The 21,234-nt window shown below is 52.7% G+C and carries 18 protein-coding genes and 1 pseudogene; 13 read left to right on the top strand and 6 right to left on the bottom strand.

Annotation, left to right across the window (positions count from 1 at the left end; all coding sequences use genetic code 11):
- Nucleotides 1-51 precede the first annotated feature (51 nt).
- The 7 genes from RC74_RS23415 (at nt 52) to lpxB (ending at nt 6,644) form a co-directional block, all read left to right on the top strand.
- Nucleotides 52-186, top strand: coding sequence for a hypothetical protein (locus RC74_RS23415; RefSeq protein ID WP_257722126.1), 135 nt, complete (start codon nt 52-54; stop codon nt 184-186).
- A gap of 150 nt (nt 187-336) precedes the next feature.
- Nucleotides 337-2,703: an outer membrane protein assembly factor BamA gene (bamA, locus tag RC74_RS17265; RefSeq protein ID WP_082802345.1), complete on the top strand. Its 2,367-nt coding sequence runs from the start codon at nt 337-339 to the stop codon at nt 2,701-2,703.
- Nucleotides 2,704-2,797: 94 nt separating this feature from the next.
- Nucleotides 2,798-3,322, top strand: a complete 525-nt coding sequence (locus tag RC74_RS17260; protein ID WP_052274995.1) for an OmpH/Skp family outer membrane protein — start codon at nt 2,798-2,800, stop codon at nt 3,320-3,322.
- Nucleotides 3,323-3,415: 93 nt separating this feature from the next.
- Nucleotides 3,416-3,880, top strand: coding sequence for a 3-hydroxyacyl-ACP dehydratase FabZ (gene fabZ, locus RC74_RS17255; protein WP_039003609.1), 465 nt, complete (start codon nt 3,416-3,418; stop codon nt 3,878-3,880).
- A gap of 3 nt (nt 3,881-3,883) precedes the next feature.
- Nucleotides 3,884-4,681, top strand: a complete 798-nt coding sequence (lpxA, locus tag RC74_RS17250; protein ID WP_082802343.1) for an acyl-ACP--UDP-N-acetylglucosamine O-acyltransferase — start codon at nt 3,884-3,886, stop codon at nt 4,679-4,681.
- Nucleotides 4,681-5,484 (top strand): LpxI family protein, encoded by an 804-nt coding sequence (locus RC74_RS17245; protein WP_039003608.1) that lies wholly within the window; start codon nt 4,681-4,683, stop codon nt 5,482-5,484. Before lpxA ends, RC74_RS17245 begins: the two co-directional genes overlap by 1 nt.
- Nucleotides 5,484-6,644: a lipid-A-disaccharide synthase gene (gene lpxB / locus RC74_RS17240; protein WP_039003607.1), complete on the top strand. Its 1,161-nt coding sequence runs from the start codon at nt 5,484-5,486 to the stop codon at nt 6,642-6,644. Before RC74_RS17245 ends, lpxB begins: the two co-directional genes overlap by 1 nt.
- Here lpxB and mnmA read toward each other — a convergent pair.
- A complete protein-coding gene (gene mnmA / locus RC74_RS17235; protein WP_039003606.1) occupies nt 6,641-7,786 on the bottom strand; it encodes a tRNA 2-thiouridine(34) synthase MnmA in 1,146 nt (381 codons plus the stop codon). The two genes, lpxB and mnmA, sit on opposite strands and share 4 nt — an antisense overlap.
- A gap of 123 nt (nt 7,787-7,909) precedes the next feature.
- Between mnmA and sciP the strand changes: the two genes are divergently transcribed.
- From sciP to RC74_RS23410, 5 genes are all read left to right on the top strand, one after another.
- Nucleotides 7,910-8,188, top strand: coding sequence for a CtrA inhibitor SciP (sciP, locus tag RC74_RS17230; protein ID WP_039003611.1), 279 nt, complete (start codon nt 7,910-7,912; stop codon nt 8,186-8,188).
- Between the two features lie 94 nt (nt 8,189-8,282).
- A complete protein-coding gene (gene ctrA, locus RC74_RS17225; RefSeq protein WP_039003605.1) occupies nt 8,283-8,996 on the top strand; it encodes a response regulator transcription factor CtrA in 714 nt (237 codons plus the stop codon).
- 112 nt (nt 8,997-9,108) lie between these two features.
- Complete coding sequence (gene ligA, locus RC74_RS17220) at nt 9,109-11,226, top strand: NAD-dependent DNA ligase LigA (protein ID WP_039003604.1); 2,118 nt, start codon at nt 9,109-9,111, stop codon at nt 11,224-11,226.
- Nucleotides 11,223-13,313, top strand: a complete 2,091-nt coding sequence (recG, locus tag RC74_RS17215; RefSeq protein ID WP_039003603.1) for an ATP-dependent DNA helicase RecG — start codon at nt 11,223-11,225, stop codon at nt 13,311-13,313. The genes ligA and recG overlap by 4 nt, the downstream gene beginning before the upstream one ends.
- A 116-nt stretch (nt 13,314-13,429) precedes the next feature.
- Nucleotides 13,430-13,552: a hypothetical protein gene (locus tag RC74_RS23410; protein WP_257722125.1), complete on the top strand. Its 123-nt coding sequence runs from the start codon at nt 13,430-13,432 to the stop codon at nt 13,550-13,552.
- 180 nt (nt 13,553-13,732) lie between these two features.
- On the opposite strand, the gene RC74_RS17210 is transcribed toward RC74_RS23410, so the two are convergent.
- Nucleotides 13,733-15,142 carry a methyl-accepting chemotaxis protein gene (locus RC74_RS17210; protein ID WP_039003602.1) on the bottom strand — a complete coding sequence of 470 codons (1,410 nt, stop codon included), beginning with the start codon at nt 15,140-15,142 and terminating at the stop codon, nt 13,733-13,735.
- A gap of 54 nt (nt 15,143-15,196) precedes the next feature.
- A complete protein-coding gene (locus RC74_RS17205) occupies nt 15,197-15,646 on the bottom strand; it encodes an iron-sulfur cluster assembly scaffold protein (protein WP_039003601.1) in 450 nt (149 codons plus the stop codon).
- A gap of 78 nt (nt 15,647-15,724) precedes the next feature.
- Here RC74_RS17205 and hisI point away from each other — a divergent pair, with 78 nt between their 5' ends.
- A complete protein-coding gene (gene hisI, locus RC74_RS17200) occupies nt 15,725-16,081 on the top strand; it encodes a phosphoribosyl-AMP cyclohydrolase (RefSeq protein ID WP_039003600.1) in 357 nt (118 codons plus the stop codon).
- On the opposite strand, the gene gluQRS is transcribed toward hisI, so the two are convergent.
- The 3 genes and pseudogenes from gluQRS to gyrA all read right to left on the bottom strand — a co-directional run bounded on the left by gluQRS (nt 16,078) and on the right by gyrA (nt 21,187).
- Nucleotides 16,078-16,959 (bottom strand): tRNA glutamyl-Q(34) synthetase GluQRS, encoded by an 882-nt coding sequence (gluQRS, locus tag RC74_RS17195; RefSeq protein WP_039003599.1) that lies wholly within the window; start codon nt 16,957-16,959, stop codon nt 16,078-16,080. The genes hisI and gluQRS overlap by 4 nt on opposite strands.
- Nucleotides 16,956-18,299: a methylenetetrahydrofolate--tRNA-(uracil(54)-C(5))-methyltransferase (FADH(2)-oxidizing) TrmFO gene (trmFO, locus tag RC74_RS17190; protein WP_039003598.1), complete on the bottom strand. Its 1,344-nt coding sequence runs from the start codon at nt 18,297-18,299 to the stop codon at nt 16,956-16,958. Before trmFO ends, gluQRS begins: the two co-directional genes overlap by 4 nt.
- Before the next feature lie 93 nt (nt 18,300-18,392).
- Nucleotides 18,393-21,187, bottom strand: a pseudogene (gene gyrA / locus RC74_RS17185) (DNA gyrase subunit A).
- Nucleotides 21,188-21,234 lie beyond the last annotated feature (47 nt).

Below are 21,234 nucleotides of genomic sequence, written 5' to 3'. Positions count from 1 at the left end.
CCATATTTCTTCCCTACAGTGAATTGGAATGGTCAATACACGAGGTCTAACATGCAAACGATTAACAACGGATACCGCGGACTTTCCCTTCTTGTGGGGCTCAATCTGGATCGCCTGATTGTTTCTGGCGCGATGGTCGCAGCTTTAATGCTTGGGGCGTTTGTGTCGGTGAACCTCGCGATTTAAGGCGGGTCGAAACAGCGATCAAACGCTGGGTTGTAGCCAAATTTCGAACGAATAGTAGAAAGCGTCCCTTGGGGCGCTTTCTTGCTTTTGACATAGGGGGCTTTTCCCGTTAGTCAGGGCGGACCTAGGGTTTTATACGGATGGAAGTCCATGAGTGATTTCGCCACCGATGCGTTCAAAAGCATCGTGACGCTTAAGAGGGCGCTTTGCCGCGCCTCAGCGTTTCTTTTTCTTTTCATTTCAGCTGTTTGCACGGTTGTTCCTTCTGGTGCGGCGGCGCAGGACTATACGTTCTCGTCCTTTTCCATCGACGGGAACTTGCGCGTGGATTCCGCGACAATCATGACCTACATGGGAATCGCCCAAGGCCAAACTCTGTCGGCGGGCGAATTAAACGCAGCCTACCAAAACTTGGTTGGGTCGGGTTTGTTTGAATCCGTCGAAATCAACCCGCGTGGCAATACCCTAGGCGTTAAGGTCGTCGAATACCCCACAATTAACGAAATTTCGATTGAGGGAAATAAGCGTATCAAGGACGACGCGCTCTTTACGGTTGTACGTTCGCAGCCTCGGTTGGTTTTCAATCCAACAGTGGCGGAGCAGGATGCTGCGTCCTTGGTTGAGGCTTATGAAATCGGTGGACGTCTTGCTGCCACTGTCACGCCACGGATCATCCGCCGGTCCGAAAACCGTGTGGATTTGGTGTTTGAAGTTACCGAGGGTCAGACGGTTGATATCGAGCGCCTCACGTTTGTGGGCAACCGGGCCTATAGCGACACGCGATTGCGCCGTTTGCTTGGCACCAAACAGGCTGGTATCTTTCGCACCTTTGTGAAATCGGACACGTTTGTTGCGGATCGCATTGAATATGATAAGCAAGTGTTAACGGAATTCTATACGGCGCGTGGGTTCGTCGACTTTGAGGCCGTTTCCGTCACCAGCGAACTTTCCCGTGAACGCGACGGTATTTTTGTGACCTTCCGGATCAAAGAGGGCCAGCAGTTTAGTTTTGGTAATCTAACGGTTTCATCGGAATTCGCCAATATTGACCCCGCAACCTATCAAAGACTGATCAAAATTAAGTCGGGCAAAGATTTTTCGCCGGCACGCATTGAAGCCGCCATTATACGGATGGAAAACAAGGCGCTCAAAGATGGCCATGATTTTGTCCGCGTGGACCCACAGATCGTGCGCAATGATCGGACACGGACACTGGATGTTGAATTTGCTCTGGTGCGGGGGCCGCGAATATTTATCGAGCGTATCGATATCGAGGGCAACACCACGACGCTTGACCGTGTTGTACGCCAACAGTTCCGCGCCGTAGAGGGTGACCCGTTTAATCCGCGTGAAATCGCGCAATCTGCGGAACGTGTGCGCGCGCTTGGGTATTTCGAAGACGCCGAAGTGAATACACGCGAAGGTAGCACGTCAGACAATGTTATCGTCGATGTTGATGTGGTTGAAACCACCACGGGTTCGTTAAATCTGGGTGTTGCCTATAGTACGAATGACGGTCCCGGATTGAACCTTGGCTATACGCAAACCAACCTGTTGGGCCGTGGGCAAACCTTCAGTTTCAACATCAGCACGGTTTCCGATGAAAACTCTGTTAATGTCGCTTTCTCGGAGCCATATCTCTATGGGCGGGATTTGCGGTTTGACATTGATCTAGGCCGTATCACGACGAGCAATACAACGCAGCAATATGATACCACCCGGGATACAATTTCTCCTTCGATTGATTTCCCCGTCAGCGAACGTGGGCGTTTGGGTCTGAGATATCGTTTCCTCGATACGTCGCTCTATAACTCAAGCGAAGACAACTCGCGCTTGGTGAATGCGGACGTGGGCGAACGCTCGGACAATGTTCTGGGGTATTTCTATACTTTCGACTCGCGCCGTAGCAAAATTGACGAAGATTACAGTTATGTTTTGCGGTTTGGGCAGAACTTTGGCTACATAGATGACGACCCCTTTATGCGTGCGACGCTTTTAGCAGGGGCCGAAACCAACGCTTTGGACGGTCTCATTACTTTGCGCGCCATTGTGGAAGCTGGGTCGTATACCGTTTATAACGGTGGGAAATCCCGCATTACCGATCGCTATTCGCAAACAACCGGTAAAATGCGCGGGTTCGAGAACTTCGGAACGGGACCACGTGACCTGAACGCTGTGAACCAAGACTCTCTTGGCGGTAATCTGTTTTCGGTTCTGCGCCTCGAAGCCGATTTCCCGATTGGGCTTCCCGAAGAATACGGGATTACAGCAGGTCTGTTCTTTGATGTTGGCTCGATTTGGGGCTTAGATGACACGGCGGGTGGCCCGACGGATGCGGCTTGTCCCGTCGTCGATTGTACGGTGGACGATGCGTTCCACTTGCGGTCCGTGGTTGGCTTGGCGGTGTATTGGAATACGCCGTTGGGGCCTTTACGGTTTAACTTCACAAAAGCAATCAAAAAAGAAGCCTATGATGTGGAGCAGCCGTTTGAGCTTACTGTTACATCCAAGTTCTAAGAGGGGCATTAGCGGTTTCAGTCAGCGTTTTGTGACACTCTCTAGTGCGGTTTTAGTCGCAGCCTGCGTCATTGCACTTTGCAGTTTCTCCGCAATGGCACAGAGCTCGGACAGTACAATCGTCGGTGCAGAAACTGAGACGGGGGATATTCCGCCAATCGCACACGGCAGTTTTGTAATTTTGGATCCGGAACGCCTGTACGCGGAATCCGCGTTTGGGTTGCGAATTCAAGAAGAGGTCAAGGCACTCGCCAAAGAAATCCAACTGGAAAACGGAAAGTTGACTCGGGATTTAGAGACCGAAGAATTGCGCTTGCTTGAACGACGTGCGGTTTTGTCTCCAGACGAATTCCGTGTCCTCGCCGATGCTTTTGACGACAAGGTGCAAGGCATTCGCGATGCGCAGGAACGCAAAGGCCAAGAACTCGGTAAGCGGGCAAGTGAGGGGCGGCAAGCGTTCAACGATGCCAGTCTCCCTATTTTGCGGAATGTCCTAAGAGAGCGCAATGCCTTGGGAATTCTGGATTCTCGGGTGATCTTACTGCCCGATCCCACGATCGATATTACAAACGAAGCCATTTTACGTGTGGATCAGGTTTTGCGAGATGGCAAACCGTAAGGCGTGGTTTTCACGGGGTGAGCGCTATTGAATGCGCGGCCCAGTTTTGGTACTCAAAGAACATAATAAAAACGCGAAGCGACTGGAGCTCCTATGCAATCCAAAGACAAGACTCATGCAGACCTAGACCTTATTCAACGCATTATTCCCCATCGGTATCCGTTTTTATTAGTGGATAAAATGAAGGACATCGTTCCGGGAAAAAGCGCAGTTGGTGTTAAGAATGTAACGATAAACGAACCGCATTTTCAGGGTCACTTCCCCGGAGCGCCGATCATGCCAGGCGTGATGATCATCGAAGCCATGGCGCAATCGGCTGCTGTGCTAGTTGGTCTGTGGCTTGAAATGGTCGACAAGCCGCTGTTGGTGTATTTCATGTCTGTGGACAACGGCAAGTTCCGCCAGAAAGTTGTGCCCGGCGATGTTCTTGAATTACATGTGACCGTCGTGAAGGCGCGCGGGATGATTTGGAAATTCCACGGTGACGCGAAGGTTGACGGCAAAATCGTCGCTGAAGCGGATTTCACTGCAATGATTGATTTGCAGGGTGAGGGCTAACTTTTGAGTATTGATCCCAGCGCCAATATCCACCCTTCCGCTGTTGTAGAAGACGGTGCGACCATAGGGCCGGCCTGTGTTGTCGGGCCATTTTCGCATATCGGGGCGGATGTGACTTTGGCGCGGGGTGTCGTACTCAAGAGCCATGTCGTGTTGGCGGGAATAACTGAAATCGGCGAAGATTGCGAGATTTTCCCCTTTGCCTCGATTGGTGAGGTGCCACAAGACCTCAAATTCGACGGCGAAAAAACCCGTCTGATTGTTGGGGCGCGCAATCGTATCCGCGAGGGTGTCACGATGAATACGGGCACCACTGGCGGCGGCGGCATCACCCGCGTGGGCGACGACTGCCTGTTTATGACAGGCGCTCATGTGGGCCATGACACCACGGTTGGGAATCGTGTAATCCTCGCCAATCAGGCCGCTCTTGCGGGGCATTGTGTGGTGGCCGATGACGTTATTATCGGCGGCTTATCGGGCATTCATCAATTCGTCCGATTGGGGCGCGGTGCGATTATCGGCGCGGTGACTATGGTGACGAATGACGTCATTCCCTTTGGGCTTGTGCAAGGGCCGCGCGGTGAATTGGACGGGCTTAACTTGGTCGGGCTTAAACGGCGGGGTGTGTCGCGGGCGGATATTTCCGCGTTGCGCGCAGCGTTTCAGATGTTGCGGCAAGGTGAAGGCCAGTTCCAAGAACGCGCTATGCGCCTTTCGGAAGATTACGACAGCACCTATGTAGATGAAATTACGCAGTTTATTTTGGGGGAAAGCGATCGCGGCTTTCTGACTCCAAGCTAGTGGCGGCCGACGCACCAAGCCGCCTTGCGGTGCTTGCTGGGCGCGGGGATTTGCCGCTTCAAGTCGCCGCGCGGGAAGCCGACAGTTTTGTTGTGACGTTTCAGGGTGTCGATACGGATGCCCATCCCGATTACGAAGCTCGTTTTGAAAAACTCGGCGGGTTGTTCAAGGAATTGCACAAGCAGGGCGTCAAACGGGTGTGTTTTGCGGGAGGTCTTCGACGCCCTGCGCTGAATCCGTTGCGTTTTGATGCAACGATGATGCGCTTGGCGCCACGTTTGATTGCAGCCATGAAGGGCGGCGACGATCACATCTTGCGCATTGTCGTGGAGGTCTTTGAGGACGCGGGGTTTACCGTTGTTGGTGCCCATGAAATTTGCCCCGAAATTTTAGCCACCGAAGGGCTTATTGCGGGGGAGGCGCCCACCGAGCAGGCCTTGCGGGATATGGATCGTGCGCACGCCATTCTCACGGCGCTGTCACCGGTGGATGTGGGGCAGGGCTGTGTTGTTGCCAACGGGCTTTGTTATGGCATTGAAACCATTCAAGGCACGGACGCGATGCTGAGCTTTATCGCGCAAAACACGCTCTCCCGGCAGGGCGTCCTGATGAAGCGTGCAAAAGTCGGCCAAGAGTTGCGGGTGGATATGCCAGCAATTGGGCCAGAGACCTTGCACGGGGCCCATAGCGCGGGTTTGGCGGGGGTCGTGGTGCAGGCGGGGCAGGTGATGATTGTGGATCCCGCTGAAACCTGTGCGTTGGCCAAAGAGCTTGGCCTCTTTATCTATGGCGAGGCCCGCTGATGCGGGTCTTCCTTATTGCGGGCGAGCTTTCGGGGGACAAACTTGGGGCAGCTTTGATGCGGGGCCTAAAATCACGGTTGCCTGACGTGGAGTTTCGTGGCGTCGCGGGGCCGCTGATGCAGGCCGAGGGAATGGACTCCCTTTTTGACATGACTGAACTCTCAATAATGGGGATTGTTGAGGTTCTGCCGAAATATTTCGTCCTAAAACGTCGTATTCGCGAGACGGCTCAAGCAGCGCTCGACTGGAAAGCGGATGTCGTCATCAGCATCGATAGCCCCGACTTTTGCTTGCGGGTGGCTAGAATCCTCAAGGCGCAAAGTAATATTCCAACGGTGCATTATGTCGCTCCCAGTGTCTGGGCGTGGCGCGAGGGGCGCGGGCCGAAGATGGCGAAGGTGATTGATCACGTCTTGGCGCTCCTGCCGTTTGAGCCGCCCTTGATGCAGAAATCGGGCATGACCTGCGATTTTGTCGGTCATCCGATCGTGGCGGAACCAAAAGCAACTCAAGACGAAGCCGATGCGTTTCGGGCCTCGCACGGGCTCTCTGCCGAGACGCCCTTGATTTTGGCGCTTCCGGGGTCGCGACGTGGCGAAGTGAGCCGTTTAGGCGGTATTTTTGGTGCCGCCCTCGCACAAGCCGTCAAGGAAATCCCGAAAGCGCGCGTTGTGTTACCCATCGCCCCCGGTGTCCGCAATCTGGTGCGCGAATTGGTTGAGGGATGGGATATTTCCCCACCCGTCATTCTGTTGGAGACCGACAGCAGCGCGGCTGGGCAGGCCGAAAAACGCGCGGCGTTCGCTGCTGCGGATATTGCCCTCGCGGCATCAGGCACCGTTTCACTTGAGTTGGCACATGCGCGCACGCCGATGGTGATCGCCTATGATATGAATTGGCTCAGCCGGAAAATGATTGCGCGGTTGTTGAAGGTCGACACGGTGACCTTGGTGAACCTCGTGAGTGAACGCCGCGATGTTCCCGAGTTTTTGGGCGAAAATTGCCGGCCCGAAAATATCGCGCCAGCCCTTGTTGATCTTTGGAAATCGCCACAGGGCCAATTGGCCTCAATGGAGATTACGATGGAAAGACTTGGTGAAGGTGGCGAAGATCCTGGTGCGCGTGCCGCCGAGTCCGTGATCGTCGCCCTCGCGCGTTAATTACCGCGCCAAATCCAGCCGCCCCCGAAAATACGACTGCTGTCATTGTCATAGAACACGCAGGCTTGACCGGGCGAGACGCCTTCTTCCGCCGAGAGCAACTCCACCGTTGCTTCGGTTTCGGAAATCGGGCGCAAAATCGCATCGCGTGGCGGGCGGGTCGAGCGCACTTTGACGGAAATATGCCACTCTTCTTTACTCATCAACGGTTCATCATTCAGCCAGTTGATTTCGCGAATGGGAATGATCCGTGTCGAGAGCGCCGATTTTGGCCCCACGACCACGTGTTTTTTCTCGGGATCAAGCTTCACCACATAAATTGGATCGGTTAGGCCGCCAATGCCGAGTCCACGGCGCTGTCCAATGGTATAATGGATCACGCCCTTGTGGCTGCCCACAACATTGCCGTCCAAATCCACAATATCGCCGGGATCGGCGGCTTCTGGGCGCAACTTAAGGATGACGCTGGCGTAATTCCCGTCGGGCACGAAACAAATGTCTTGGCTGTCGGGCTTGTCCGCAACAACGAGGCCATATTTTTGCGCCAGTTTGCGGGTTTCGTCCTTGCTCGCCAGATGGCCCAAGGGGAAGCGCAAATAAGACAGCTGGTCTTCGGTTGTTGAGAACAGGAAATAGCTTTGATCGCGGTTGGCATCGGTTGCACTGTGCAGCTCAGGGCCGTTGTCGCCCATTTTGCGTTGGATATAATGGCCGGTCGCCATGCAATCGGCATCCAAGTCCTTGGCGGTTTCCAAGAGATCCTTGAATTTCACACGCTCGTTGCAGCGAATGCATGGCACGGGCGTCGCACCCGCAAGATAGGCATCGGCGAATTCGTCAATCACGGCATCTTTAAAAACGTTCTCATAATCAAGCACGTAATGTGGGAAGCCCATTTCCTCGGCAACGCGGCGCGCATCATGAATATCCACGCCCGCACAACAAGCGCCTTTTTTGGCCAGCGCAGCACCGTGATCATACAGCTGGAGCGTCACCCCAACCACGTCATAGCCCTCATCTGCGAGCATTGCGGCCACTACAGAGCTGTCCACGCCACCCGACATTGCAACCACAACGCGTGTCTGGGAGGGCGGTTTGGCAAAGCCAAGAGAGTTAACGGGGTGGGTCGAATCCAACGGCATCTTAATTATCCTAAACAAGGTACTGCAGAATATAAGAAAATGCGAACTACTAACAAGGGGGCGTTTCATTCTCCGTTAAGGCTGTTTAGGCAAATTCACCCTATGGAAACCGAGGGGAATGGTATGTTTTTGAAAAAAGTTGAGGGTCCGCGTGCAGTTACGCTGCCCGATGGGACTGTTTTAACCCGTGCGGATTTGCCGCCAGAGCAAACGCGCCGATGGGTGGCGAGTCGGAAAGCGGCCGTGGTGCGAGGGGTCGCCTATGGGTTGATTCCCTTAAAAGAGGCGTTGGAGAAGTATGGTTTAAGCGAAGAGGAGTTCGAATCATGGGTCGAAGCCATCGAAAAACACGGTGAATCCGCCCTAAAGTCCACAGCATTGCAAAAATATCGACAACTTTAGGTTGTTAATGCTAACGTTTCTCAATTGGTAACTTGTAGTTAACCAATTTTAGCCAGTGTTAATGCATAAGAAGGGTTACCAGCGGAGAAATATAATGCGTATCCTATTAGTGGAAGACGATCCAACTACATCTAAAAGCATCGAACTGATGCTCACTCATGCGAATCTAAATGTCTATTGTACCGATCTTGGGGAAGAAGGTATCGATCTTGCGAAATTGTATGACTACGATTTGATTTTGCTCGATCTTAATTTGCCGGACATGAACGGACACGAAGTGCTTCGACAACTTCGTTTGGCACGTATCGATACGCCTATCCTCATTCTGACGGGCGAAGATGATACCGAGAACAAGATCAAAGGGTTTGGTTTTGGAGCGGACGATTACATGACGAAACCTTTTCATCGTGAAGAATTGGTTGCACGAATTCATGCCATCATTCGTCGCTCAAAAGGCCACTCCCAGTCGGTCATTAGTACCGGCAAGATTTCGGTCAACCTTGATGCGAAAACCGTCGATGTCTCGGGTAAAACGGTGCATTTGACGGGCAAAGAATACCAAATGCTAGAGCTTCTCTCCCTTCGTAAAGGGACAACGCTCACAAAAGAGATGTTCCTTAACCATCTCTATGGCGGCATGGATGAACCAGAGCTTAAAATTATCGACGTGTTTATTTGTAAACTTCGCAAAAAACTCGCCGAGGCAACAACTGGGGATAATTACATCGAAACTGTTTGGGGGCGCGGCTATGTTTTGCGCGATCCACAGCCAATGGAACTTGAGGAACCCCTTGCCGTTGGTGCCTAACTTGCAAACCATGTTCAGTTTTTAGGTGTAAGAAAACTGTACATGCTCTTTCTCTTCCGCTGGACCTCACTTGTCTTGACGCATAGTTTGCTCTCATGGCAAGCGAGGTCCAATGGAACAGAAAAAACCACAAGACATGACCGAATCTGAAGCGCAGATCGAACTCGTGCGTCTTGCTAAAATATTGTCGAAGGCCAATTCTGACTATCATGGCCTAGACGCGCCCACCTTGTCGGATGCAGAGTATGACGCTCTCAAACGCCGAAACAGCGAGATAGAAGCTCGATTTCCCGCTTTAAGGCACTTCGATAGCCCAAGTGAGAAAATTGGAGCCCCTGCGGAATCCGGGTTTGGCAAAATCACCCATACAATTCGAATGCTCTCTCTTGGAAATGCGTTTGAGGAGCCCGATGTCGAAGACTTTGATGCGCGTATTCGAAAGTTTCTGGGCTATTCTACGACCGAGGCATTGGAATTTACTGCTGAGCCCAAAATTGATGGCCTGTCGCTTTCGCTACGGTATGAAGACGGTCAACTCGTACATGCTGCGACGCGTGGGGACGGCTCAATTGGTGAGAATGTTACCGAAAACGCGCGAACGATATCTGATATCCCACAAGAACTATTCAACGCGCCCTCTATCCTTGAGGTTCGCGGTGAAGTGTACATGTCTCATCAAGACTTTCAGAACTTGAATGAACGCCAGATTGCAAACGGAGAAAAAACCTTTGCCAATCCGCGCAACGCTGCCGCTGGTTCCCTTCGTCAACTGGATTCAAAGATCACCAAAGGCCGACCGTTAAAGTTTTTTGCCTATGCGTGGGGAGAGCTTTCAGAGCCACTGGCAGAAACGCAATTCAATGCGATTTCGCGTTTAAAAGCATTTGGCTTTTCAGTAAACGATCTGACGGAAATATGTCAGGGGCCACAAGAGCTTTTGGCTCATTACAAATCTATCGAGCAGTCCCGAGCCTCGCTTGGTTATGATATTGACGGCGTCGTGTATAAAGTGAACCTCCTGACTTTGCAAAAACGATTGGGATTTCGAAGCACAACGCCTCGCTGGGCGATCGCACATAAGTTCCCTGCCGAACTTGCTTGGACACGCCTCGAAAAAATTGAAATCCAAGTCGGAAGAACAGGGGCGCTTTCTCCCGTGGCAAGGCTTTCGCCGGTTACCGTTGGCGGCGTTGTGGTGAGTAACGCGACTCTTCACAATGAGGACTATATTCAGGGGCGTGGAAACAAAGGTGAATTAATTCGAGACGGCAAAGATATCCGTGAAGGTGACTGGGTCCAAGTCTATCGTGCGGGCGACGTTATTCCAAAAATTTCGGACGTAGATTTATCCAAAAGGCCTGTTGATAGCCAACCGTTTGTTTTCCCAGAAGTTTGTGAAGTTTGTCAGTCTCCGGCCATCCGAGAAGAGGGCGATGCTGTTCGTAGATGCACCGGTGGGATTATTTGTGCCGCACAAGTCGTTGAAAAGTTAAAGCATTTTGTTTCCCGGTCTGCATTCGATATCGAGGGGCTCGGGGCCAAACAAATTGAGCTGTTTTACAAAGATGGATGGATAGAAAGCCCCGCTGATATTTTTACCCTGCGCGAAAGATACGAAAATGGCCTGAATCAGCTTAAAAACCGAGAGGGTTGGGGAGGTAAATCAGCCGCTAACTTGTTTGATGCAATAGATGCAAAGCGCCAGATTCCCCTCGCGAAGCTTATTTTTTCCCTCGGAATTAGGCATGTCGGTGAAAGTTCAGGTGTACTTTTAGCTAATCATTATCAGTCGTGGTCTAAATTTGTAGTGGGCCTCACATCTGTGACCGTTGGCGGTGGCGACGCTTGGGAAGATCTTTTGTCAATTGATGGCGTTGGAGTTGTCATGGCAACGTCTCTCGTGGCCGCATTTCAAAACCCGCGAGAACGCGTTGCAATTGACGCACTCATCTCCCAATTAACACCCTTGGATGCGGTATTCAAAGAGATGGAAAGTAGTCCCGTGGTTGGAAAAATAGTTGTATTCACAGGGACTTTGGAGAAGATGAGTCGCGCAGAAGCCAAGGCGCGCGCTGAAGATCTTGGAGCAAAAGTTTCTGGAAGCGTGTCCAAAAAAACTGATTTGCTTGTTGCCGGCCCAGGCGCCGGATCCAAAGCGAAGAAAGCTGAAGACCTAGGAATAGAAGTCATTGATGAAGATGCATGGCTGGCCATGATCGAAGGGCTATGAGTTCACGTCCAGAAGGGCTTTTCCCATTGTTTTCTGATTTGAAAACACTGGACGGCGTCGGCCCAAAAGCGTCGGAAAACTTCGCGCGAATGAGTATTGGTAAACCGCGTGACCTTCTGTTTTTGTTGCCCTTTTCTGGGGTTGATCGACGTCCGATTACGAGTGTTATAGGGGCCGATGCTCCATGCGTTGTTACCGTTGAAGTCGAAATTCTAAATCACAAACCTGCAGTTAGTCGTGGTCGACCGTACCGGATTTATGTTCAGGATGCGCAAACCACGCTCCAACTTGTGTTTTTTCACGCAAGGCAGGACTATCTTGAAAAAATTCTGCCCATAGGTGAGCGCCGAATTGTCTCGGGAAAGCTTGAGGTTTTTGATGGCATAGCCCAAATTGTCCATCCGGATCATATAGTTGAATTAGCGGACGCCACGTTGATCCCTGAGTTTGAGCCTGTTTACCCTTCTACAGTGGGAATTACCCAAAAAGTTATCAGCAAGGCTGTCGCCGCGACTCTGGAACGTCTGCCTGAACTCGGGGAATGGATCGATCCATCTTTAAAGGGAGAGCGAGGATGGGGGGGCTGGAAAGAAAGCCTAAATGCGGCACACAATCCAGAGAGCAACCAAGATTTGTCGCCAGAGAGCATGTCTCGACAAAGGTTAGCCTATGACGAGTTTTTTGCCCATCAATTGACACTTGCGCTTGCGCGGAATGCTGCGCGGAAATTGAAAGGGAAAGAGACAAAGGGGGAAGGACTCCTATTTGATAGGGTATTGAAAACACTTCCTTTTGTTCCGACAGAAGCCCAGTATCGCGCAATCGAGGAAATTCGTTTTGATATGGCACAACCGTTTCGGATGAACCGGCTTTTGCAGGGGGATGTTGGAGCAGGAAAAACTCTGGTTGCGCTGGCCGTTTTATTAAATGCGGTCGAATCTGGTGGGCAGGGTGTGATGATGGCCCCAACCGAGATTCTTGCGCGCCAGCATTTAGAGGGGCTGCGTCCGCTTGCGCAAACTGCGGGTGTGAATATTGAAATTCTTACGGGGCGAGACAAAGGCAAAGAGCGTACGAAAAAACTTGAGGCTTTAGCATGTGGCGCCATTCAGATTTTGGTTGGAACGCATGCTGTGTTCCAAGATGACGTTGTTTTTAATGATTTACGCTTAGCGGTCGTAGACGAACAGCACCGATTTGGCGTGGAGCAACGGGCGCGATTGGGAGCTAAGGGGAAGCGCGCAGACGTATTGGTTATGACGGCGACGCCGATTCCCCGAAGCCTAGCCTTGGCGCAATTCGGTGATTTAGATGTTTCCATTTTAGATGAAAAACCGGCAGGACGGCAGCCTATTTCAACGGTTATGGTCACAACAGGGCGTATAGACGAGATTGTTAGCAGCCTGCGAAAAGCCGTTTCAGAAGGTAAGCAAGCATATTGGGTTTGCCCTCTCGTGGAAGAGAGCGAGTTGATCGACATGACCGCTGCCGAAGATCGGTTCAAGAATCTACGAGCCGAATTGGGAGAAAACGTGGTTACTTTGGTGCATGGGCAAATGCCATCACAGGAAAAAGACCAAGCAATGGCGCAGTTTGTTGCGGGTGAACGGTCTGTGTTGGTTGCAACGACGGTCATTGAGGTCGGTGTTGATGTACCAAATGCAACTATTATGGTGATTGAGCGCGCCGAGAGCTTTGGTCTAGCGCAACTTCATCAATTGCGGGGGCGTGTAGGGCGTGGCGCCGGGAAGTCGACATGTGTTCTTCTTTACCAGCCACCGTTAAGTAAAACGGGGCAGCGCCGTCTCGAAATATTACGCGAAAGCGAAGACGGGTTTCGGATTGCGCAGGAAGATTTGGAGATACGGGGGGCTGGGGATGTCATTGGAACCGCGCAATCGGGTATACCGCGCTTTGCAATTGCAGACCTAGAGCGACAAGCCGCGCTTATGGCCATTGCGCAGAAGGATGCGCGTACGCTTTTGACTTTGGACCCCGAGTTAATCAGCCCACGTGGTCAGGCTGCGCGTTCACTTTTGTGGTTAATGGAGCAAGATAAGGCAATTCGTTTAATTTCAGTGGGTTAGTCGTATTTTTCGACATCGCGTTCTCATTTGTTCACCAATGTTCGCATTTAGTTCTTTACTTCCTGTTCATAAAATGAGAACAAAGAGGCAACTAAAGTGTGAAGGTGGAGATGAAAATGTTTAGCGAACTTAAAAAAATTATAAGCCGCTCTTCGGGAACTCTGTTGCAGGATGCAGCAGGCTTGTCGGCTGTTGTTTTCATGTTGCTTGGAGCACTTTTTTTACCTGGCTTTGCCTAGTTTGCACTGCCTGTCTGACCCCGCCCAGTGAAGTCGATTTTACGCATCTTGTCCCCATAGTGATGCGCAATCTCATGAAACTGCCTGTTCATATCTTTTCTGTAAGTGCCTCTTCCAGAAACGCAACGAACTTTCGCTGGGCATATTCGCCGCCGTTCCTTCCCCAGGGACGGCGGCTTTTTATTTGAAGTTGTAGGCGATCCGAATGCCGCCCCACAGTCTTCCCTGCACAATAATTGGTGCCGACAAGTCTTTCATCATCGTGAATTCGCCGCCTCCCATGTCCCGCCGATAGACTTGGAGGAGGAACGGTTCTTTGTTGTTTCCGGACTTTAGCCCAACGCGGTCATCGAAAATGCGTCGATTTCGGCAATTGGCTGTATTCCAAGCCGGGTCGTGGCTTGGTTTCTGCGAAAACTTTTTATTGTGGGTCGGCAAATATCCGTTCCGGTCCACACATGCGCAAAACACGATCCGTTCGTCAAATGTTAGAACCTCTTCCTGGATTATCGGCAACACACGGTCCATGAAGGATGTGAATGGTGCCATTTTTTGCACAGGGTTCGTTCCTGCAATGTCAGAATAGGTTTGGTCAAAGAGTTGGCTCATTCCAATAGCACCTTCAATTATACCGGCTTCAAAGGTATTTGAAACCATCGTGGCGCGCTCTTTGACGAGGTTGATAAACGAAATGTCGTCGCTTGTTCCTCCCATTTCTACCGTTGTTTGAACAATGCTTTCCGAGCGATCAATGAGAGCCTGCACGCGGGTAAATGCCTGTGAAATGCCTTCCGCCGCCTCTTCAACCGAGCCACCAATAAGATTGAAACTGGGTTCAAACTCCTGTCCGGCAGCACGCACATTCTCGGCGTCCGCGGCGATCTGGCTTGCCTGCGCCATGGAGAGTTTTACGCTTTCAGAAATACCAGTAAGGGCGGTATCTGTAAGTTCGGCGCCCGTTAGAACGCTGGTTGCCTTTTCGGAAATACCGCCAGCTTCGGTTTTCATCGACCCGATCCATCCCGACAGGGACGTAATATTGTCGGATATCCCCGCCGCAGCGGCGGCTGTCTTATGGGATAACTCGTTAATGGCTTCGGCCACAACGGCGAACCCGCGCCCTGCATCGCCCGCGCGCGCGGCCTCAATCTTGGCATTAATCGCTAGAATATTCACTTGTCTGGCGATTTTTGCGATGGCGTCGTTGTTCTCTTGGACCCCGAGAAGGGTAGCCTCGACGGTTGTCATACGTTCGTCAATGGTTTGAACCCATTCGGCGACGTCTTTCGTCTGGCCAGAGGTCTTGCGGATATCCGCCATCGAGGTTTCAACAGCCCCATTCATTTGAAAGGAAGCATCGCTCACCTTCTTCACGGCCAGAAGCACCGCAGAATTTGCCTCACTCACGCGAGCCGCCCCTTTGCGGACTTCGGCAAGGGTCCCTAATTGACTATGCGTTTTTTCATTGATGAGGTCGAGAAAACCAGCAATATCAACAATTTCATACCCCAGAGCAGAAGCCGTTCGGGACAAGGTGCTGATGCGACTGTCCACGGCTTGTCCATTTACAAATTCCGGCGCGGGAATCATTGGCGTCTCCATTTTACGTTTGATAACGCTTAAAGGAGCAGCCTTGCGAAAGGGTTAAGCGCAGTTTTGCGCGCGTGTTTTTTCAATCGCATCCAGCGTGGCGTCGAGCGACAAAAGGATAGAGGCGTGCCGGTTTTTGTACTCGCGCGCGGGTAAAAGGACCTCAAACCCCTCGAAGCGCCCCGCCGGCACGGTGCCGTCTTTTTTGAGCATATCGTGCAATGCGGTGCGCGTCGCGTGGACCTCATCAAAGCTGGCGCCAACGATGTTTTGCGCCAAAATTGAGGCCGCAGCTTGCCCAAGGGCACAGGCCTTAACGTCTTGACCAAACGCAGTAATCTTCCCGTCTTCCACCTCAATATCGACAGTTACGGTTGATCCACAAAGCGGCGCGCGTTTTTTCGCCGTGGCATCTGGTACCTCAAGGCGATCCGTCAGGCCAATATTCGCCGCAAGCGCCAAAATGCGCGCGGAATAGAGTTTTATGAGATCGGTATCGGGCATCGTAGGTCCTTTGGTGTTTAAATCTGCGCACCTTTGTCTTAGATAAGCGCTGAAGCCCGTAAAACACAAGGTGTTGCCATGAAATTTGATCCAGAGACACTCGTCTATAACGACCAAGGCCTGATTCCAGCGATTGCACAGGATGAAACGGGCGCCGTTTTGATGATGGCATGGATGAATATCGAGGCGGTGAAGCGCACGCTTGAAACCCGCCGCGTGACCTATTGGAGTCGCTCACGGCAGGCGTTTTGGATCAAGGGCGAAACCAGTGGCCACATCCAGCGTTTGATTGATCTGCGCGTAGATTGTGATGCGGATTGCCTGTTGATGATTGTCGAGCAGGAAGGCCCTGCGTGTCATACCAATCGGCGCTCGTGTTTTTACACCTCTGTGCTTGAGGGCGACGCGGTCGAACTCATGGCGCCGATGGCCTAAAGGCCCACCATAGCGCGGATATCCTCGGGCGATTTCCCGTCGGCACGAAACTTGGCAATGGCGCGCGCGTCGTCCCGTTTGGCGAGGCGTTTGCCGTCATCGTCGCGGATCAGTTTGTGATGGTGGTATGAAGGTGAAGGAAGGCCTAGAAGTTTTTGTAATACCACGTGAATCTTAGTTGCCTCAAAGAGGTCTTGGCCGCGGATTACATGGCTGACCTCCTGTGCTGCATCGTCCAAAACTACCGACAAATGATAGCTTGTGCCCATGCCCTTGCGAGCCAAAACGATATCACCAACCTCTGTGATAAGTTCGTCCACCGAAAAGAAAATCTCGCCCGTTTCGCCGTTCGGACCTTCGCCCGTTTCAATGAAGGAAAACCCAGTTCCCTTGGCGGTTTTTTCGGCCAATCGCGCCACAGACCGCATGCGCAACCGTAGAGTTTGCGCCGAGGGGCGCGGTTTTTCGCCGTAATGCGCTTTAGGAAGGTCGGTGCAGGTTCCCGGATAGATCGTGCCATCAGGGCCAAGGCGTTGCGTGCCTTCTTGTGGCGCACTCATGGCGTCTTGGATGTCGCGCCGCGAACAGTGGCAGGGATACAGGCGTTCGGCGCGCCACAGCGTATCGAGGGCCGTTTCATAGCGCGACATTTGCTCGGATTGCAGCACCACAGGGCGCGGCCACCACAGGCCAAGCCAGTCGAGATCTTCATAGATTTGCGTTTCCCAATGGGGACGGGCGCGGGACTGGTCGATGTCCTCGATCCGCAGCAGGAATTCGCCCCCATTCATCATCGCCATGTCATAAGCCAGAAGCGCAGAATAGGCGTGACCCAGATGGAGCGGGCCTGTCGGCGAGGGAGCGAAACGTGTAATCATTCTTGCGGCGCGAGCCAGTCCGTCCACGCGGCTTTTGCGCGGTCAGTATAGGCTTTGTAGCGATCTTTGCGTCCACGACGGCCATTTTTGAGGCCCTCAACGGGTTGAAATAGGCCAAAGTTCACATTCATCGGCTGGAAGGTTTTCGCTTCGGCCCCGCCTGTGATGTGATGTACCAAGGCGCCCATCGCCGTGTCTTGCGGTAACGCACTCACAGGTTTTCCGAGGATTTCGGCGGCGGCAAAACGACCAGCCAGAAGGCCCATCGCGGCACTTTCCACATAGCCCTCAACCCCTGTAATCTGACCCGCAAAACGAATGTGCGGTTGGGACTTGAGGCGCATCTGATCGTCCAGCAAAGTCGGCGAATTAATGAAGGTATTGCGGTGAATACCGCCAAGACGCGCGAAACTTGCCTCTTCCAGACCGGGGATCATTTTGAGGACTTCTGCCTGAGCGCCGTACTTCATTTTGGTTTGGAAACCAACGATGTTCATCAATGTTCCCAAAGCGTTATCACGCCTAAGTTGAACCACTGCATAAGGTTTGTTTTCGGGGTCGTGGGCGTTGGTCAGGCCGACGGGTTTCATCGGACCAAAGCGCAACGTTTCGCGTCCACGCTCGGCCATGACTTCAATCGGCAAACATCCGTCGAAATATCCGGCGGTCTCGCCCTCGTGGAATTCGGCTTGTTCCGCACTTAGAATTGCGTCGATGAAGGCCTCGTATTGGTCCTTGGTCATCGGGCAATTCACATAGGCTTTGCGCTCTTCTTCGGAGTTGCCTTTGTCATAACGTGACTGAAGCCACGCGACATCCATATTGATGCTCTCGGAATAAACAATCGGCGCGATGGCGTCGAAAAAGGCGAGAGCGTCGGCGCCAGTTTCGGCTTGGATCGCTTCGCCCAAACCTTGCGAGGTCAACGGGCCCGTGGCGATAATCCAATGGCCATCTTTGGGCAATTCGGTGATCTCGCCGTATTCAACACTTATATTCGGGTGCGCCATCAACGCATCGGTCACAGATTGCGCGAAGGGGTCGCGGTCGACAGCCAAAGCGCCACCCGCCGGGATTTTGTGCTTGTCGGCGGTGGCCATGATGATGCCGCCCGCTTGGCGCATTTCCCAATGCAGCAGGCCCACGGCATTTTGCTCGTCGTCGTCGGAGCGCAGGGAATTTGAGCAGACCATTTCTGCAAAATTTCCCGTGCGATGGGCAAAAGTTTCGACTGTGGGGCGCATCTCGTGGATCACGACCTCAATGCCGAGGTTTGCGGCCTGCCATGCGGCCTCTGATCCGGCCATTCCGCCGCCGATGATATGGAGTTTTTGTGTCATGGGGGCGATATAAGCTTTCTTTGAACAAGTGAAAAGCCCCAGCGCAAAGGCTAGGGCTTTTGAAGGTCAGAATGTCATCCCGTCGTTTGGGATTTATTCGGTGGCGTCATCCGGTGTTTCAACATCGGTTTCGGCCACGATCTCGGCGTCTTCGATCGCGTCGATCTCTTCTTCTTCGGCTTCGGCGATCCAAGCGACCGAAACAACGGTTTCGCCTTTGCCAGTGTTAAAGACTTTCACGCCGCCCGCAGAGCGGGACCGGAACGAGATGCCTTGGATCGGACAACGAATGGATTGGCCATTGGAGGTCGCGAGCATGATTTGATCGCCCATTTCCACAGGGAAACACGCCACAAGTTCGCCGCCGCGCATGGCTTTATCCATCGCACCAACGCCCATGCCACCACGTCCACGCACGGGATATCCGTGTGAGGAGCTGATTTTGCCAGCACCTTTGGCCGTGATGGTCAGGATGAGGTCTTCAGCGGCCTGCATTTCGTCAAACCGTTCTGGAGAAATCGCGCCTTCGCCATTTTCTTCGTCATCGACATCGTCGTCGGACTCCACAGCCCCGCCGCTGCACGGCGCATCTTGAGATAGGCGATGCGTTCGTCGCTGGTGGCGTCAAAGTGGCGAACAATCGACATGGAGACGACTTCTTCGCCGTCTTTCAGCCTAATCCCGCGCACACCCGTTGAGGCGCGACTATGGAAAACCCGCACGTCGGTCGAGGGGAAGCGGATCGCGCGGCCAGAGTTGGTCACCAGCATCACATCATCATCCGGCGAGCAAATCCGCGCATTTACGAGGGTTGCATCGGCGAAATCATCCTCAAACTTCATCGCAATTTTGCCGTTTGAGCGCACGTTGGTGAAATCTGAAAGCGCGTTGCGGCGCACGGTGCCTTTTGACGTGGCAAACATGATCTGAAGATTGCCCCATTCACTATCGGGCGCATCCACGGGCATGATCGCAGCAATCGAAACCCCAACCGGCATCGGCAAAATATTGACGATCGCTTTGCCTTTGGATGTGCGGCTGCCTTGAGGCAAACGCCAAGTTTTCAGCTTGTAAACCATACCATCGTTCGTAAAGAACAAAAGCTGAGTATGGGTATTGGCCACAAACAGGTTGGTCACAACATCTTCTTCTTTGGTCTTCATCCCGCCAACGCCTTTGCCGCCGCGACGTTGGGCGCGGAAATCCACAAGAGGGGTGCGTTTGATGTAGCCACCAGAGGTGACAGTCACGACCATTTCTTCTTTCTCAATCAGGTCTTCGTCGTCCATATCGCCAGACCAATCAACGATCTGGGTGCGACGTGGTACGGCGAATTTGTCGCGAACTTCAACAAGTTCGTCCCTGATAATGCCCATGATACGTTCACGGCTACCGAGGATTTCGAGGTATTCGCGAATTTTGATCGCCAATTCTTGCAGCTCGTCGGTGACCTCTTTGACCCCAATCGCTGTTAGGCGTTGGAGGCGCAATTCAAGGATCGCACGGGCCTGAATTTCGGATAGGTTATAGGTACCGTCATCATTGGCCGTATGGGTAGGATCATCAATCAACTTGATGTATTCCATGATCGCCGCAGCGGGCCAGCGCCGTTCCATCAAACGGGTGCGCGCTTCGCCCGCATCGGCGGAGCTGCGAATTGTCGCAACGATTTCGTCGATATTGGTGACGGCAGCGGCCAATCCACACAAAATGTGGCTCCGCTCACGGGCTTTGCGCAATTCAAATGCGGTGCGACGGGCCACAACTTCTTCGCGGAAGTCGATGAAGCACGTCAGGAAGCGGCGCAAAGTAAGCGTTTCAGGGCGACCGCCATTCAGCGCAAGCATGTTACAGCCGAAATACGTCTGCATCGGGGTGTAACGGAACAACTGGTTTAGCACGACTTCGGCGGTTGCGTCGCGCTTAAGCTCGACAACAACGCGCACACCATTCCGGTCGCTTTCGTCCTGAACGTGGGACACGCCCTCGATCTTTTTGTCGCGCACTTGTTCGGCGATCTTCTCGATCATCGACGCTTTGTTTACCTGATAGGGAATTTCATCGACCACAATCGCAAAGCGATCTTTGCGGATTTCTTCAACGCGTGTTTTGGCGCGAATAATCACTGAGCCACGGCCCTCAAGATAGGCTTTGCGTGCGCCCGAACGGCCCAACATAATCGCGCCCGTCGGGAAATCAGGGCCTGGAACGTATTCGATCAATTCTTCGGTGGTGAGATCAGGGTTCACAATCAACGCCAAGGTGGCTTCGATAACTTCGCCCAAGTTATGCGGTGGAATATTCGTGGCCATGCCAACCGCGATCCCCCCAGCGCCATTCACCAACATATTTGGGAAACGGGACGGAAGCACCGACGGTTCGCGGTCTTTGCCGTCATAGTTGTCTTGGAAATCAACGGTATCTTTGTCGATATCGGCCAGAATATAGGCGGCGGGTTTGTCCATCCGCACTTCGGTATAGCGCATTGCCGCAGCGTTATCGCCATCCATCGAGCCAAAGTTGCCTTGACCATCAAGCAAGGGCAGTGACATCGAGAAATGTTGCGCCATCCGCACAAGGGCATCATAGATCGCGCTGTCGCCGTGGGGGTGGTATTTACCCATCACATCGCCCACAGGACGCGCCGATTTACGGTAAGATTTGTCGTGCGTGTTGTTGGTCTCGTACATCGCATAAAGGATGCGCCGATGCACAGGTTTGAGGCCGTCACGCAGGTCTGGAATCGCCCGACTTACGATCACGCTCATCGCGTAATCCAAATAGGAGGTTTTCATCTCGCTGGTGATGGAAATTTGAGGTCCATCGTATACGTAGCGTTCTGGACCGTTTTCTTCTTCGTTTACAGGTGTTTCTGGCGTATCGTTCACGTGGATTTACCGCTCTTTTTATTGCACTCTATATCTTGTTGCCCCAT

This window comes from Falsihalocynthiibacter arcticus, from assembly GCF_000812665.2.
Taxonomy (GTDB): domain Bacteria; phylum Pseudomonadota; class Alphaproteobacteria; order Rhodobacterales; family Rhodobacteraceae; genus Falsihalocynthiibacter; species Falsihalocynthiibacter arcticus.
The sequence above is the reverse complement of the archived record's forward strand: the minus strand, read 5'-3'. Positions and strand labels throughout refer to the sequence as shown.